The following is a 15166-nucleotide window of genomic DNA, read 5'->3' on the forward strand; positions in this document are numbered from 1 at the left end:
TGGGCGGGAAGCTGAGGCCACCCGCCCATTCCCCCTTTTAGAACTTGAGGCCGAGCGTCACGTAGAACTGGCGCGGATTGCCGTAGAAGGCGGTTGCCACGCCCTCGCGCCCCAGCGACGGGGTGATGCCGCCCGCGGGCGTGATGATCGGCAGGCCCGTCTGCGGGTTCGACACCGCGAACAGATAGCCCGAGGTGATGTAGCGCTCGTCAGTCAGATTCTTGCCGTGCAGGCCGATCGAGTAGCGCTGGTCGGGGCCGAAGCGATAGTTGATGCTGGCGTCCCAAAGGGCATAGCCCGGCTGGTCGAGGAAGGGATTGGGGACCTCGAACTGGGTCGTGTCGCTGCGATAGCTGACCGTGGTCGAGGCGTTGAGCTCGCCCGGCCCCAGCGGCAGGATCGTGCCCAGTGTCCCCGAGAGCGTCCAATCGGGCGTGTTCTGGATGCGGCGGAAGTTGGCGACCTCGTTCCCCGCCGGGCCGATGAAGCTGTCATACCTGGCGTCGATATAGCCGAGCGTGCCCGACAGCGTGACCTGGCTGCCCGCACCGGCGAAATCGCGCAGCAGGCGAGCGAACAGCTCGGCCTCGACGCCCTTCAGCGTCGCCGCGGCGGCGTTGGTGGTGACACCGGCGAACCCTTCGAACACGCCGTCGCCATTGGCATCGACGCCGACCGAGCCGGGCACCTGCACGTCCTTGTAGTCGGCCCAGAAGCCCGTCACCGCATAGGTAAAGGCGCGGTCGAACAGCGAACCCTTGACGCCCACTTCATAGCTGTCGACCTCTTCGGGATCGAACAGGAAAAAGTCGTAGATGTCGTCATACTGGATGCCCGGCACCCCGTTGTTGTTGGGCGCGATATTGGCCGAGCCGCGCGGGTCGAAGCCGCCGCCCTTGAAACCCCTGGAATAGGAGGCGTACGCAAGGAAGTCGTCGCTCGGCGTGATCGTCACCACGGCGCGCGGCGTCCATCGGTCGAACGTCGCCTCCCCGGTAAAATTGGTGATCGGCGCGCCGAGATTGACGCCGTTGCCGCCGAACTGCGGGTCGGCGCCGCCGAGGCGGTTGGCCTTGAAGATCGTCGATCTGCGGGTGTCGCTGGTATATCGGATGCCGCCGGTCAGCGCGAGCCAGTCGGTCACGTCGAAGGTGAAGTCGGCGAAGCCCGACCAGGTGTCGGTTCGCACGTCGCCCGCCGTCTGCTGGCCGAAGCCCGCCGACACCGGCAGGCCGAGCGCGGGGCCGGTGGTGGCGAGGATCACGTCGAATCGGGTCGAGGCGCGCGCATCGAGATAGTAGAAGCCGACCAGTCCCTTCAGCCGGTCGCTTTCGTAAGCGAGCTGGAATTCCTGGCTCAGCTGCTCGTTGCGATAGACTGCGGGCACGTCGACATCGGCCGCAGGCAGCGCGTCGAAGTCGATCGGTGTCAGGCTGCGGTCCTTGCGCCACGCGCTGATGCTGCGGAGGGTGAGGCCGGTCGTGATTTCGGCGCTGATGTTCATCGCCAGACCGCCCGCCTCGATATCGTTGGCGGGAAAGGCGAGGCCGGCGCGCGTGTCGAACACGTCGTCGAGCACCGGCGCGCCCGACTGGAGGCCGGGCAGCAGCCGGTGTCCGTTGCGGGCGTTCGACTTGTCGTGGGTATAGTCGCCCGAGATGCGGACGAACAACCGACTGTCGGGCGTCTCGAACTCGATCGTGCCGCGGGCTGCCCATACGTCCTTGTTGTAGTTCTCGATCCCGAGCGTCCGGTTCTCGCCGAACCCGCCGCGCGACAGGCGCGCGCCCGCGACGCCCACGCGGATGCCGTCGGTCAGTGGCGCCGAGATGCTGAGCACGCCGTCGGCCTGGTCATAGCTGCCATAGGTGGCGCGCGCATTGACCGAGAAGTCGTCCGGCAGGCGGCGGGTCACGTACTTGATCGCGCCGCCGATCGTGTTGCGGCCGTAGAGGGTGCCCTGTGGCCCGCGCAGCACCTCGATCCGCTCGACGTCGTAGATGTCGAGCAGCGCTGCCTGCGGCCGGTTGAGATACACGTCGTCGAGGTACAGGCCGACGCCGCTTTCAAAGCCGGGCACCGGGTCCTGCTGCCCCACGCCGCGGATGAAGGCGGTGAGCGTCGAGTTGGTGCCGCGCGACGGCTCGAGCGTCACGTTGGGCGTCGTGTCGCCGATGTCGGACAGGTCGATCGCGCCCTGGGCCTCAAGCGCCTCGCCCGAATATGCGGTCACGGAGATCGGCACGCGCAGCAGCGATTCGGAGCGGCGCTGCGCGGTGACGACGATATCCTGGTCGCCCAGCGCAGCCGAAGCGGGGTCGGCCCCGGCGGCTTGCGCCTCGGGTTCGGCGGGCACGTCCTGCGCATGGGCGGGCAGTGCGAGAAGCGCGGCGGGGGCCGCGGTAAGCGTCAGAAACCGGACGAAGCGCGTGTTCAGGCGAGCCATTGGGCCTATCCCCTCCCGTGATGCACCCCGCTTTCATGCAGGTTGTGCGTGATTGGCTTTCGCTATACTGAAACCTGAACCGGGTTTCAACTTGGGAATATGGGGAGCCGAAATGGAGGTCGCCAGCGAAGGCAAGGCGCCGCGGACCGAACGGGGGCGGCGGACGCTGCGCGCGATCCTCGACGCCGCCGCGGCCGAGTTCGGTGAAAAGGGATTTCACGAGGGGTCGATCAGCGGGATCACGCGGCGCGCGGGCGTCGCGCTCGGCAGTTTTTATACCTATTTCGATTCGAAGGACGCGGTGTTCCGCGCGCTGGTGCGCGACATGTCGGCGCAGGTGCGCGACCATGTGGCGCCCGCGATCCGCGCGGCGCCCGACGGCATCGCTGCCGAGCAGGCAGGGCTCAGCCACTTCATCGACTTCGTACGCGCGCACAAGGAGATCTACCGCATCATCGACGAGGCCGAGTTCGTCGATGCCGAGAGCTTTCGCGCGCATTATGCGACCACCGCCGAACGCATTGAGGCGCGCCTGCGCGCTGCCGCCGCCCGCGGCGAGGTGCGCGCGGACGTGGGCGCGGCCCATGCCTGGGCGATCATGGGGATGAACGTGTTCCTCGGCCTGCGCTTCGGCGTGTGGGAAGAGGACCGCCCGGCAGAGGCGATCGCGGCGGAGATGGCCGACTTCCTGCGTCACGGTCTCGCCCCGCGCTGAACGAATTGGCGCGCCGGGAGTCGTGCAACCCGAACCAAAGGGTCACGGGCTTATTGTCGTCGCGGCGTTGCGGTATGACCCTGCCGAACGCTATATCGACCAACCCTTTCCGCCGCGTGCGGCAGGGGTGAGGAAGGAAACCGAATGCTCTACGACGCCTATGAGATGCAGCGCTCCATGCTGGCCGGGGCCAGTGCGCTCGCCAATTTCGGCGCGGGGCTGCTCAACAATCCGGCAAACCCCTTTTCCTATTTCGGCGGCGGCCCGGTGCTCGCCTCGGCGCTCGAGGTGTTCGCCCATGCCGCCGCGCCGCGCGGCAAGCCAGCCTTCGGCCTTACCGCCACCACGGTGAACGGCCGGGAGGTGGCGGTGCGCGAGGAGATCGTCGGGCGCAAGCCGTTCGGCCAGCTCAAGCATTTCGTGCGCGAGGGCGTCGAGGGCGGGCCGAAGCTGCTGATCGTCGCGCCGATGTCGGGCCATTATGCCACGCTGCTGCGCGGCACGGTCGAGCGGATGCTGCCGGTCGCCGACGTCTACATCACCGACTGGCACGATGCGAAGCTGGTGCCGCTGAGCGACGGTCGCTTCGACCTCGACGACTATATTGATTATGTGATCGACTGGTGTGCGCTGATCGGCGAGACGGGCGAGGCGCGCGCGCACATGCTCGCGGTCTGCCAGCCCTCGGTCCCCTGTTATGCCGCAGTCGCGCTGATGAGCGCGGACAGGCACCCCAATCGCCCGCGCACGCTCACCATGATGGGCGGGCCGATCGACACGCGCGAGGCGCCGACCGCGGTCAACACGCTCGCGACCGAGCGGCCGCATGCCTGGTTCGCCCAGAACGTCATCGCGACGGTGCCGATGCTCTATCCGGGCGCCGGCCGCCGCGTCTATCCGGGCTTCCTTCAGCTCGCCGGGTTCATGACGATGAACCTCGGCAGCCATCTTGTCTCGCACTGGGAGCTGTTCAAGCATCTGGTACAGGGCGATGACGAGAGCGCCGACGCGACGATGCGCTTCTACGAGGAGTATCGCTCGGTCTGCGACATGACGGCGGAGTTCTACCTTCAGACGATCGACGTCGTGTTTCAGCGCCACGCGCTGCCGACCGGCACGCTGACGCACCGCGGGCGAGTCGTGGATGCCGGCGCGATCACCGATGTCGGCATTTTGGCGATCGAGGGGGAGCGCGACGACATCTCGGGCATCGGTCAGACCAAGGCGGCGCTGACGATCGCGACCAACCTGCCCGAGGCCCACAAGCGCTATCTGCTGGCCGAGGGCGTCGGCCATTACGGCATCTTCAACGGGTCCAAGTGGCGCACGCGCATCGCCCCCGTCGTCGAGGAATGGATGGCGGCCCACGCCGCATGAGCGGCGACGAGCTCGCGCCGGCCCATCTCGAAGCGGACGAACGCGAGGCCGTCGCCGAGCGCAAGGTCGGCTCGGCGATCGTCGTCTATGAAGTCATTCGAAAGGCGGGTGCCGATGAACTGGCGCGCCCGGCGAGCGGGCTGTTCTTTTCGGCCCTTGCAGCCGGCATCGGCGTCTGCGCGTCGCTGATCGCGGTGGCGACGCTGCGGGCGGGGCTCCCCGACGCGCGCTGGACCGAACTGGTCGCGGCGCTCGGCTATACCATCGGCTTCGTCATCGTCGTCCTCGGCAACCTCCAGCTCTTCACAGAGGCAACGATGACGGCGGTGCTGCCCGTCATCGCCGAGCCGCGGCTCATCAACGTCCGGCGGCTGGTGCGGCTGTGGGGCATCGTCCTTGCCGGGAACCTCGCTGGCACGCTGATCGTCGCGGCGATGATCGCGCAAGGGTGGATCGTCGATGCCGAGACGCTGGACGGCGCGCTCGAATTCTCGTCGCACCTGATGGAGAACAGCTTTGGCCGCACTTTGGTGCTCGGTATCCCGGCGGGGTTCCTGATCGCCAGCCTCGCCTGGGTGTTGCCCAATGCGCGCGAGAGCAGCCTGTGGGTGGTGGTTGCGATCACCTGGCTCGTGTCGGCGGGCGGGTTCGCGCATGTCGTGGTCGGGTCGGCCGAGGCGTGGCTGCTGTGGCTGTCGGGCCGCGCGGGTCTAGACTGGGTGGCCTTCGGCTTCCTGCTGCCCGCCTTTCTCGGCAACGTGATCGGCGGCAGCGGCCTGTTTGCGCTGATCGCGCATGGCCAGGTCAAGGAGGAGATGGAGGGCGGCGGCAGGGGCTGAACCGCCGCCGCCGCGCCTTGTCAAAGCGCCACTTCGGCGTGGCTGCCCGCTTCACTGGGCTTGATCGTCTGGCCGGTCAGCATCTTGAACTTGCCCGACAGCGACTGGTCGCCCTCCCAGATTTCGGCGTCCTTGAGGTCGAAGCGCAGCATCATGACGTTGGGGTCGTTCTTGCCGCCCTCGAACCACGCCTCGACCTGGTTCGACCAGTATTTGTCGAAGATCTCGGGCCGCGTCTCCTCGGTCAGGGTGCCGTGGATGCAGGCGAACAGGTCGTGGCCCTTGGAGACGAACTGCGCCATCGCCTCGCCGCCCTTGGCGATGCGGTTGTCCTTGTTGCAGTAGAACCAGAACTCGCTGTTGGCGTCGGGATCGAGCTGCGCGGTCATCGGCTCCGAATGGTCGTGGCTGCCGACCAGGCCGATCATGACGAACGGGCTCTTGGCCATCGCCTTCCACATGTCTTCGCGAATCTCGGTATCGTGCTGCTGATCGACCTGCATCGGGCTCACTCCATGTTGGGTTGCCCGGATAACGGCCGGCCGGCCGGTGGGTTGCGTCACACGGCCTTTAGCCGCAGTGCGCTGCACAGGAGCGCGAGAGCCGAAAAGCATGCCGCGACGATCAGCGGCACCGGCCCGAGGCCGAGGCCGAGTGCCAGCATCACGCCGACGGTCGAGGCGCCCAGCGTCTGTCCGAGCAGCCGGCCGGTCGAGAGCAGGCCGCCCGCCGCCGCCGCCCGGTCGCGCGGCGCGCTGCCGATGATGAGCCGCGAATTGGGCGCGAAGAACAGGCCGAAGCCACAGGCGGTGAGCGACAGCCGCCAGGCGATGTGCGGCCAGCTAAGGTCCGCGGGCATCGTCGCGATCAGCGCGAAGCCGGTGATCGAGACGAGGCAGCCGGCGATGCCGAGCAGCGACGGCTTGACCCGATCCGACAGCCAGCCTGCCAGCGGCGCGACGACCAGCAGCGTCAGCGGGACGGGCAGGATCAGCAACCCGACCTCCTCGGGCGGATAGCCCATGCCCTGTTCGAAGCGGAAGGGAAGGAGCACGATCAGCGAGGCCGAGGCGAGAAAGCCGCTGATCGCGCCGAGCACCGACAGGCCGATGATCGGCCGGCCGAGCAGGTCCACGGGCAGCACCGGCCGTGTCCGCGCTCGCTCGCGCCGGACAAGCAGTACGGCCGAGCCGATGCCGCCCAGGATCAGCGCCGCGCCGGGGATGCGCAGGCCCGCGCCGTGCGCCGCCAGCTCGATCCCGCCGATGATCGCGCCGATCGTGGCCGCGCTCCACAGGCCGCCTGCCCAGTCGAAATGGCCGGGCACGGGCTTCGGCTCGGGCAGCGCGCGGCCGAGCAGGATCGAGAGGAGTGCGAAGGGCGCGGCGGCGCAGAACACCCAGCGCCAGTCGGCATGGCCGACGATGAACCCCCCGAGCGTCGGGGCGAGTGCATTGGCGGACGCCACGATCACGCTGTTGATGCCGAGGCCCGAGCCCAGGCTTTTCGACGGATAGATGGACCGCAGCATCGCCGCCGACACGCTGAGCGCCATCCCCGCTCCCAGCGCCTGCCCCACGCGCACCAGCAGCAGCGAGGCGAAGCCGGTGACGAGCAGGCTGGCGGCCGAGGCGATCAGGAAGATCACCTGTCCGATCTGGTAGAGCCGGCGATGGCCCAACCGGTCGCCGAGATTGGCAAAGGGGAGCAGGCCCATCACCAGCACCAGTTGATAGAGCGTCACCACCGCCACCACCGATCCTTCACCCACGCCGGTGTCGCGCGCGATCGTCGGCAGCGCGACATTGGCGATGGCGCCGTCGATGACGAAGAGTGCGGTCCCGAACGAGATCGCGGCGATCGCCACGGCGCGGCGCGGCATGGGGAGGCCGTCGGACGCGGCGTCGGTCGGGCGCGTGTCGGGGTTTGCGCTATCGATGGGCTGAAGGATGGCGGCGGACCTTGAACGTTGATGGCGTGCGAACGCGCTTAGCGCACGCGATGTTCAATGGGCCTTTGGAACGGGCGTGGCGCTATTCGAAGGCGGCCGGCCTGCCTTGAGCGCTGCGACGGATCGGAGCGCTTGAAGCATCGTCACCCCGGATCAGGTCCGGGGTGACGAAAGGAGGTTATCCCCCCTCAATCCTCGCGCTTGGCGTCGGCCTCCGACTGCGAGTTGAGCTGGACGTAGTTCTGGATGCCCATCCGCGCGATCATGTCGAACTGGCGCTCGAGCGTGTCGAGGTGCTCCTCCTCGCTGTCGAGAATGCGGCGGAAAAGGTCGCGGCTGACATAGTCTCGCACCTTCTCGCAATGCTCGATCGCGTCGCGCAGCAGAGGGATCGCCTCTTCCTCGAGCGCGAGGTCGCCCTTCAGCACCTCTTCCACCGTCTCGCCGATGCGCAGGCGGCCGAGCAGCTGGAAATTGGGCAGGCCGTCGAGGAACAGGATGCGCTCCGCCAGCCAGTCGGCGTGCTCCATCTCCTCGATCGATTCCTTCCGCTCGAACTGGGCGAGCTTGTACACGCCCCAATGGTCGAGCAGGCGATAGTGCAGCCAATACTGGTTGATCGCGGTCAGCTCGTTCTTGAGCGCCGTGTTAAGGAACTCGATGACCTTGGGGTCGCCCTTCATGCGCGCGGCTTTCTCACCTGATGGAAACAGGTCGCCAGACTACGCGCAATCGGGCCGAAACGATACCCGGAAAATGGCCGAAAACTGCGGTTTTCCGCAGTTGCGAATGTCAGGCAGCAGCGCGTTCGGCATCGATAATGGCTCGCGCGAACGGAACGCACTGGCCGCATTTCGCCTGACAGCCGAGCGCGCGATAGGCCTGGCACGCGCTCATGGCACCGCCACGTGCGGCTTCGCGGACTTCACGCTCACGCAGGGCATTGCAGACGCAGACGACCATCGGCTTCCTCGCTATTGCGAGTCGTTCTAACTACCGGCCCCGCCCCGCGCAAGCCCTATTGCGTCGCGTTCGCAATTCTTCCGCTCAGCGCCCGCCACAGCCGCTCGAGCGGACCGGTGCCGTAGCGCGCCAGCCACCAGGGTGAGGCGATCAGCATCGCCGCCCACATCGCCGCGACGAAGAAATAGAGCTCGGCGCGCCCGATCCGCCCGAACAGCGCGCCGCCATAGCCGTAGAAGAGGGTGGTCATGACGAGGCTGGTCGCCAGATAGTTGGTGAATGCCATTCGCCCTACCGAGGCGATACGCTGTACGATCGTCGAAGCGGCAAACCGCCGGGCGAGCCACAGGACCAGCGCCAGATGGGCCAGCGCGGTGGCGACGCGGAAGGGGATCGACCAGGCGAGGAAATTGCCCATTAGCACAATCGGGTCGAACCGCGTGGCGGCGGCCCATGCGGTCAGCCCCGCCAGTGCAGGCAAGCCGATGCCGTAACCCCAGGCCATCATCCGCCCGAGCGCACGCCCTGACACCTGGCCGGTCAGCATGCCGCTCCGGGCAAGCCCCATGCCGAGCAGCATATAGCCCAGCGTCTCGCCGCCCGCAAACTGGAGCAGCCGAAGCGGCGCGTCGCCGCGGACATTCCAGTGATAGTCGAGGATGTCGGGCCACTCGCCGCGATAGGCGGCAAGGTCCGCCGCGACGGTCGCGCTCCCCGGCTGCGGAAAGCTGGCGATCATCGCGCGATAGCCGGCGACGAGGCTTTCGGACGCACCGGGCGCTTCGGCGGCGGCGCGAAAGACGAAGGCGGCGCCGAACTGCAAGCTCAGCAGCAGCGTCTGGAGCGTCAGAACGACGATCGCCGCACGGACCAGCCGCCCCGCCGACCAGTCCCATGCCACCGGCAGGAGACAGCCGAGGATTGCGTAGTGGAGGAGGATATCGCCGTTCCAGAGAAGATAGCCGTGGCCCAGCCCGAACAGCGCCAGCACCGCCATCCGCGCATAATGCCACCGCAGCCGCCGCTCGGCCCGCGCCGCGCCGAGCAGCACGCCCGCCCCGAACAGAAGCGCGAGAAGGCCGCGCATCCGCCCTTCGAACAGCAGCTGGTTGACACCCCACGCGGCGAGGTCGACCGGACGGCCCGATCCCCACGCCAGCGGGTTGATATAGGCATCGCCCGGCATCGCGAACGACACGATGTTGAGCAACAGGATGCCCATCACCGCGCCCCCGCGCGCGACGTCGAGGCCGAGGAAGCGCGCGGATGCAGCGGGCGCGGTCGTCAGGCGGCGACCTCGCCCTGCATCAGCTTCGGGAAGAAGCCCTCGTGCGCGGCGCGGAGGTCGGCAAGCGAGACGGTGAAATCGCCCTGCTCGGTCTCGAACACCAGCCGGTCCTTGATCGTGCGGCCGAGCAGGTCGGCGGGAACGTCGGCGCGTTCGGCATCGGCCATGAAGTCGGCGAGGCACTGGTCGCAGACGGTGACGACGTAGAGGCCCTGATCCTCGCCGAAGAAGCTTTCGGCAAGGCCGAACGGCTGCACCGAATCGACCAGCGCGCCGATGCCGCTCGCCAGCGCCATCTCGGCAACCGCGACCGCCATGCCGCCGTCGGCGACGTCGTGACAGGCGCGGATCGCGCCCTTCTGGATCTGGTCGCGGATGAAGTCGCCGGTGCGGCGCTCGGCCGTGAGGTCGACAGGCGGGGGCGGACCGTCCTCGCGTCCGTGCAGCTCGCGCAGCCACAGCGACTGACCGAGATGGCCGCCGCGCTCGCCCACCAGCATGATCGCGTCGCCGGTGCGGCGGAAGCCGATTCCGACCGACTTCTGCCAGTCGGGCATCAGCCCGACCCCGCCGATCGCGGGGGTGGGGAGGATGGCGGAGCCGCCGCCGGTCGCCTTCGATTCGTTATAGAGGGAGACGTTGCCGCTGACGATCGGGAAGTCCAATGCGTGGCACGCCTCGCCCATCCCCTCGAGACAGCCGACGATCTGGCCCATGATCTCAGGCCGCTGCGGGTTGGCGAAGTTGAGGCAGTTGGTGATGGCGAGCGGCGTGGCGCCCACGCAGGTGAGGTTGCGCCACGCCTCGGCCACCGCCTGTTTCCCGCCCTCTACGGGATCGGCAAAGCAATAGCGGGGCGTGCAGTCGGTGGTGATCGCCAGCGCCTTCTCGGTTCCGTGGACGCGCACCACTGCGGCATCGCCGCCGGGGCGCTGTACCGTGTCGGCGCCGACCATGTGGTCGTACTGCTCCCAGATCCACCGCCGGCTGGCGAGGTCGGGGGTGCCCATCAACTTAAGGAGGTCGGCGGCCACGTCCGCGCTTTCGGGCGCATCCGTCAGTTCGGCGGGGGGCGGGGTAGGGACGTGCGGGCGGTCGTAGAGCGGCGCTTCGTCGGCGAGCGGGGCGAGCGGAATGTCCGCGACGGTCTCGCCCTGCCACTTGAGCACCATGCGGCCGGTATCGGTGACGGTGCCGATGACGGCAAAGTCGAGTTCCCACTTGCGGAAGATCGCCTCCGCCTCGGCCTCGCGGCCGGGCTTGAGGACCATCAGCATCCGCTCCTGGCTTTCGGACAGCATCATCTCGTACGGGGTCATCCCCGTCTCGCGCTGCGGCACGTTGTCCATGACAAGCTCGATGCCGACGCCGCCCTTCGACGCCATCTCGACCGACGAGCTGGTCAGGCCCGCGGCGCCCATGTCCTGGATCGCGACGATCGCGTCGGAGGCCATGAGTTCGAGGCACGCCTCGATCAGCAGCTTCTCGGTAAAGGGGTCGCCGACCTGCACGGTCGGGCGCTTCTCGTCCGACTTCTCGTCGAAGTCGGCGCTCGCCATCGTCGCGCCGTGGATGCCGTCGCGGCCGGTCTTCGAGCCGACATAGACCACCGGATTGCCGATGCCCGCGGCGGCCGAATAGAAGATCTTGTCCTGCTGCGCGACGCCCACTGTCATCGCGTTGACGAGGATGTTGCCGTCATAGGCGGGGTGGAAATTGACCTCGCCCCCCACCGTCGGCACGCCGACGCAATTGCCATAGCCGCCGATGCCGTGGACGACGCCGGCGATCAGGTGGCGCATCTTCGGATGCTCGGGCCGGCCGAAGCGCAGCGCATTCATGTTCGCGACCGGGCGCGCGCCCATCGTGAACACGTCGCGCAGGATGCCGCCCACGCCCGTCGCCGCGCCCTGATAGGGCTCGATGTACGAAGGGTGGTTGTGCGACTCCATCTTGAAGATCGCCGCCTGATTGTCTCCGATGTCGATGACGCCGGCATTCTCGCCGGGACCGCAGATGACCCAGGGCGCCTCGGTCGGCAGCTTCTTCAGATGGATGCGGCTCGATTTGTAGCTGCAATGCTCGGACCACATGACCGAGAAGATGCCGAGTTCGGTCAGGTTGGGCTCGCGGCCGAGCGCCTTCAGGACGCGCTCATATTCCTCGGGGGAAAGGCCGTGCTCGGCGACGGTTTCGGGCGTGATCGCGGTCATATGCGCAGCCTCTAGCGACGCGCACGCGCCTCGTCATCCCCGCACGCTGTGGTGATGATCGACTCCTAGCGCGTCGCGCAACTGCCGGACCTCGCGGTTGAGCGCCGCCAGCGTCTCCGGCGGCATCCCCGCACGCGCGACCAGCGCCTCGGCAAGGCAGCCGCACGCCTCGCGCATGTCGCGGCCGCGCGGGGTGAGCCGCACCTCGACGCGCCGCTCGTCCGCGGCGCTGCGCTCGCGCACGACGAATCCCGCCGCCTCCAGCCGCTTCACGAGCGGCGTGATCGTGCTCGATTCGAGCGCCAGCCGCTCGGCGATCGCACCGATCGTGCGCCCGTCCGCCTCCCAAAGCGCATGCAGGACCAGATATTGCGGATAGGTGAGCCCGAGTTCGTCGAGCATCGGCTTGTACGCGCGGCTCACGGCCATCGATGCCGAGTAGAGCGCGAAGCAGAGCTGGTCGTCGAGAGGGAGTGCGGCTGCCATTGCCAGGGCTTAGCAGAAAATATGATATCGCGATAATGATTTTGCTGGACGTGTCCGGCGTAGTTCATTATCGCGATAACGAGTTTAGCGAGAAGGAGCACGATCATGACCGTCGATGTCAAATACACTACCCAGGCCACCGCGACCGGCGGTCGTGACGGCAATGCCAGGTCCGACGACGGCAAGCTCGCCGTCGCACTGTCAACGCCCAGGGAACTCGGCGGTGCGGGCGGCGAGGGGACCAATCCCGAGCAGCTGTTCGCCGCGGGCTATTCGGCCTGCTTCATCGGAGCGCTCAAGGTCGCGGGGCAGCAGCTCAAGCTCAAGGTGCCCGCCGACGTCAGCGTGACGGCGACGGTCGGCATCGGTCCGCGGTCCGAAGGGGGCTTCGGCATCACTGCCGACCTACGCGTCGACCTGCCCGGCCTTGACCGCCAGGATGCCGAGCGGCTGGTGGCGCTCGCGCACCAGACCTGCCCCTATTCGAACGCCACGCGCGGCAATGTCGAGGTGGGGCTGACCATCGCCTGACGGCGCGCGCGGTCAGGGGGCGTCGGGATAGGCGGGAAGGACGGGGCCGAGCGCCTCGACCAGCGGGCCGAGCCACGGTTCGAACCGCCGCCAGTGATCGACGCCCCCGGCAAAGATCGGCCGGCGCACCTGTTCCGAACTGGCGGTGCGCACTGCGCGGTCATTCTGCCAGAAGGACAGGCACGCCGCCTCGAACGGCAGGTCGAGCGCGGCGAGCAGGCGGGCGACCTCGCCCTCGGTATCGGCGACCATCCGCTCATAGATGACGCGGTGGACCGCGCCCGGTGCGGCGGCGTCGAAGTCCGCCATCAGCGTCACATAGTCGCGGTAGTAGCGCCCGACCTCGGCGAGGTCATAGGAGAAGGTCTGGCCGCGCGCGAAATGCTGCTTCCAGGCCGAGAAGCAGCAACCGAGCGGATGGCGGCGCGCATCGACGATCCCGGCATTTGGCAGGATCAGCCGGATGAGGCCGACATGCTGCCAGTTGTTCGGCATCTTGTCGACGAAGCGCGGTTTGTCGCTCTTGCGGTAGATGCGGGTGCGATCGAGATATTCCTCGCCCAGCCGCCGCCGATCGGCGAGGGTAAGCGAGGCGGCCATCGCGGCGAAGTCCGGGAACTCGCCCTCGTCCACCCGCGACTGTAGCCGCGCGGCGATCATCATCAGCTCGGGCAACTCCATCGTCCCTTCGACGCGGCTGTGGCTCGACAGGATCTGCTCGATAAGGGTCGAGCCCGCGCGCGGCATGCCGACGATGAAGATGGGGTCGGCCGCCGGGCAGCCGCCCTCGCCCGCGTTCGCGAGGAAGGGGGCAGTAAAGGTCGCCGCGGCCGCCGCCGCGTCCGCGGAAAAACCTTGGGCATCATGGACGATCATCGTCCGCCGCAGCCGGTTGCCCGCGTCATAGTGGCGAAAGGCGGCGGCATCGTCGCCGATATCCTCATGCGCCTTGCCCAGCGCGAAATGGAGGTGGAACACGTCCTCCCGGCGGTCGTCGGAAGAGGCCTCGAGCGCGGCCAGCGCCTCTCTCATCGCGGCGATGTCGGCGGCGTCGAGGCGGACGGTCTTGAGGTTGGCGAGGCTCCACCACGCTTCGCCCAGCGTCGGCTGGCGCGACACCGCCTCGCGATAGGCACCGATCGCGCGCGCCTGCTGCCCTGTGGTCTTCAGGACGTGGCCGAGATTCTGCCAGACCTGCGGCTGATCGGGCGCTTGCGCGAGCAGCCGTTCGTAGATCTCACCCGCCGCTTCCTGCTCGCCCAGCCGGACGAGCACCGACGCCTTGAGCAGCGCATAGCCCGGGTTGGCGATCGGCGATCGGCCGAGCGTCTCGGCATGGTCCAGCGCCTCGGCCGGGCGGTTCGCCTGGAGGAGAAGGCGGATCAGGAACTCGCGCGCCAGGTCGAAGCCGGGGGCGAGCGCCACGGCGCGCGCGACCCGGTCGAGCGCTGTGGCCATGTCGCCCTGCCGCCACGCGATCTCGCCGCGCAGCCGTAATGCGACAGGATCCTCCTCGGATCGCGCCGCGACGGCCTGAGCGGCGTCGTCCAGCCGACCCTCGTTCATCGCCAGCGCCGCATCGAGAAGCTCGGGGTCGTGCGACGCGGCGTGGACGCCCGACAGGTCGGCGCGCCATGCCGCATCCGCGCGACCGGCATCGCGCAGATGGCGGGCGAGCAGGAACCAGCCGTCGGCGACCTCGGGCTGTTGCCGCGTGAGGCGTTCGAGCGCCTCGATCGCCGCCGCGCGATCGCCCGTTTCGCCCGCCGCCTGCGCGAGTTCCCACCAAATGGCGGGCACGACCGCGCGCGAACGTGCGAGTGACGAGAGCCGCCGCGCGGCGTCGGAAGCTCGCCCGACTCGCCGCAGCGCCCGGCAGGCGAGCAGTTCGGCGGCGGGGAGGCCGGGCAACTGCGCTGCGATCGCTTCGGCGCGCGCCAGCGCGAGCGCGGGGTCGTGATCGAGCAGCGCAGCGACCCGCGCGAGCGCGTCGTCGAGCGAAATGCGAGTCGTCGGGGCTGCTGCGTCCATCCTGACCCTTCGAAAAGGGGCGCGGGTGCGCCGTCGGACGCCCGTCGACCCTCCCATCTTCGGTGCGATGCACCCGCGGGCGCGGCACTACGTCATTTGACGTACTTGACCGCCCGAGCCAGCGAGCCGCTTATCTGGGCCTCGCAGTCGGGTGAACGGGGCAAGCCGAGCGCGGCGTCCCACCCGAGCCGGGTATCTGTTCGTACCATGATCATGCCGACGCGGCCATGTCGCCGCGCGACGGGCTGTGTCCTGCCGAACCGACTGGCAACCAACGACAGGCGCCGCGCGCGATGCGGCGGAGATGGGAGAGGACGGGGAGACAA

13 protein-coding genes are annotated in these 15166 nt (G+C 68.2%); 4 read left to right on the forward strand and 9 right to left on the reverse strand.

Annotation, left to right across the window (positions count from 1 at the left end; genetic code table 11):
• Positions 1-37: 37 nt before the first annotated feature.
• Positions 38-2446: a TonB-dependent receptor gene (locus COC42_RS11345; protein WP_096343450.1), complete on the reverse strand. Its 2409-nt coding sequence runs from the start codon at positions 2444-2446 to the stop codon at positions 38-40.
• Between the two features lie 112 nt (positions 2447-2558).
• Here COC42_RS11345 and COC42_RS11350 point away from each other — a divergent pair, with 112 nt between their 5' ends.
• The 3 genes from COC42_RS11350 (at position 2559) to COC42_RS11360 (ending at position 5377) form a co-directional block, all read left to right on the forward strand.
• Complete coding sequence (locus tag COC42_RS11350) at positions 2559-3161, forward strand: TetR/AcrR family transcriptional regulator (protein ID WP_096343451.1); 603 nt, start codon at positions 2559-2561, stop codon at positions 3159-3161.
• A gap of 144 nt (positions 3162-3305) precedes the next feature.
• Positions 3306-4538, forward strand: coding sequence for a polyhydroxyalkanoate depolymerase (locus COC42_RS11355; protein ID WP_096343452.1), 1233 nt, complete (start codon positions 3306-3308; stop codon positions 4536-4538).
• Positions 4535-5377 carry a formate/nitrite transporter family protein gene (locus COC42_RS11360; RefSeq protein WP_096344156.1) on the forward strand — a complete coding sequence of 281 codons (843 nt, stop codon included), beginning with the start codon at positions 4535-4537 and terminating at the stop codon, positions 5375-5377. The genes COC42_RS11355 and COC42_RS11360 overlap by 4 nt, the downstream gene beginning before the upstream one ends.
• Before the next feature lie 20 nt (positions 5378-5397).
• On the opposite strand, the gene COC42_RS11365 is transcribed toward COC42_RS11360, so the two are convergent.
• The 7 genes from COC42_RS11365 to COC42_RS11395 form a co-directional block, all read right to left on the reverse strand.
• Entirely contained in the window at positions 5398-5880 is a 483-nt protein-coding gene (locus tag COC42_RS11365; protein WP_096343453.1) for a pyridoxamine 5'-phosphate oxidase family protein, read from the reverse strand.
• Positions 5881-5936: 56 nt separating this feature from the next.
• Positions 5937-7259, reverse strand: coding sequence for an MFS transporter (locus COC42_RS11370; protein WP_096343454.1), 1323 nt, complete (start codon positions 7257-7259; stop codon positions 5937-5939).
• A 257-nt stretch (positions 7260-7516) separates the two neighbouring features.
• Positions 7517-8011 carry a bacterioferritin gene (bfr, locus tag COC42_RS11375; protein WP_096343455.1) on the reverse strand — a complete coding sequence of 165 codons (495 nt, stop codon included), beginning with the start codon at positions 8009-8011 and terminating at the stop codon, positions 7517-7519.
• Between the two features lie 109 nt (positions 8012-8120).
• Positions 8121-8291: a (2Fe-2S)-binding protein gene (locus COC42_RS11380; RefSeq protein WP_096343456.1), complete on the reverse strand. Its 171-nt coding sequence runs from the start codon at positions 8289-8291 to the stop codon at positions 8121-8123.
• A gap of 55 nt (positions 8292-8346) precedes the next feature.
• Positions 8347-9513 carry a DUF418 domain-containing protein gene (locus COC42_RS11385; RefSeq protein ID WP_096343457.1) on the reverse strand — a complete coding sequence of 389 codons (1167 nt, stop codon included), beginning with the start codon at positions 9511-9513 and terminating at the stop codon, positions 8347-8349.
• 62 nt (positions 9514-9575) lie between these two features.
• Positions 9576-11792, reverse strand: a complete 2217-nt coding sequence (purL, locus tag COC42_RS11390) for a phosphoribosylformylglycinamidine synthase subunit PurL (protein WP_096343458.1) — start codon at positions 11790-11792, stop codon at positions 9576-9578.
• 33 nt (positions 11793-11825) lie between these two features.
• A complete protein-coding gene (locus COC42_RS11395) occupies positions 11826-12278 on the reverse strand; it encodes a MarR family winged helix-turn-helix transcriptional regulator (RefSeq protein ID WP_096343459.1) in 453 nt (150 codons plus the stop codon).
• Between the two features lie 105 nt (positions 12279-12383).
• On the opposite strand from COC42_RS11395, the gene COC42_RS11400 reads away from it, so the two are divergent.
• On the forward strand, positions 12384-12809 hold the full coding sequence (locus COC42_RS11400) for an organic hydroperoxide resistance protein (RefSeq protein ID WP_096343460.1): 426 nt from the start codon (positions 12384-12386) through the stop codon (positions 12807-12809).
• A gap of 12 nt (positions 12810-12821) precedes the next feature.
• Here the strand turns inward: COC42_RS11400 and COC42_RS11405 are convergent, their stop codons facing one another.
• Positions 12822-14840 carry a tetratricopeptide repeat-containing sulfotransferase family protein gene (locus COC42_RS11405; RefSeq protein ID WP_096343461.1) on the reverse strand — a complete coding sequence of 673 codons (2019 nt, stop codon included), beginning with the start codon at positions 14838-14840 and terminating at the stop codon, positions 12822-12824.
• Positions 14841-15166: the final 326 nt, after the last annotated feature.

Source organism: Sphingomonas spermidinifaciens, assembly GCF_002351485.1.
GTDB classification, from domain to species: domain Bacteria; phylum Pseudomonadota; class Alphaproteobacteria; order Sphingomonadales; family Sphingomonadaceae; genus Sphingomonas; species Sphingomonas spermidinifaciens.

What these genes read in the sequence shown, in the direction of transcription:
- bfr (WP_096343455.1), bottom strand. Translation starts at nt 8,011, where the DNA reads ATGAAGGGCGACCCCAAGGTCATCGAGTTCCTTAACACGGCGCTCAAG.
- COC42_RS11400 (WP_096343460.1), top strand. Translation starts at nt 12,384, where the DNA reads ATGACCGTCGATGTCAAATACACTACCCAGGCCACCGCGACCGGCGGT.
- purL (WP_096343458.1), bottom strand. Translation starts at nt 11,792, where the DNA reads ATGACCGCGATCACGCCCGAAACCGTCGCCGAGCACGGCCTTTCCCCC.
- COC42_RS11395 (WP_096343459.1), bottom strand. Translation starts at nt 12,278, where the DNA reads ATGGCAGCCGCACTCCCTCTCGACGACCAGCTCTGCTTCGCGCTCTAC.
- COC42_RS11345 (WP_096343450.1), bottom strand. Translation starts at nt 2,446, where the DNA reads ATGGCTCGCCTGAACACGCGCTTCGTCCGGTTTCTGACGCTTACCGCG.
- COC42_RS11360 (WP_096344156.1), top strand. Translation starts at nt 4,535, where the DNA reads ATGAGCGGCGACGAGCTCGCGCCGGCCCATCTCGAAGCGGACGAACGC.
- COC42_RS11405 (WP_096343461.1), bottom strand. Translation starts at nt 14,840, where the DNA reads ATGGACGCAGCAGCCCCGACGACTCGCATTTCGCTCGACGACGCGCTC.
- COC42_RS11380 (WP_096343456.1), bottom strand. Translation starts at nt 8,291, where the DNA reads ATGGTCGTCTGCGTCTGCAATGCCCTGCGTGAGCGTGAAGTCCGCGAA.
- COC42_RS11385 (WP_096343457.1), bottom strand. Translation starts at nt 9,513, where the DNA reads ATGGGCATCCTGTTGCTCAACATCGTGTCGTTCGCGATGCCGGGCGAT.
- COC42_RS11370 (WP_096343454.1), bottom strand. Translation starts at nt 7,259, where the DNA reads ATGCCGCGCCGCGCCGTGGCGATCGCCGCGATCTCGTTCGGGACCGCA.
- COC42_RS11365 (WP_096343453.1), bottom strand. Translation starts at nt 5,880, where the DNA reads ATGCAGGTCGATCAGCAGCACGATACCGAGATTCGCGAAGACATGTGG.
- COC42_RS11355 (WP_096343452.1), top strand. Translation starts at nt 3,306, where the DNA reads ATGCTCTACGACGCCTATGAGATGCAGCGCTCCATGCTGGCCGGGGCC.
- COC42_RS11350 (WP_096343451.1), top strand. Translation starts at nt 2,559, where the DNA reads ATGGAGGTCGCCAGCGAAGGCAAGGCGCCGCGGACCGAACGGGGGCGG.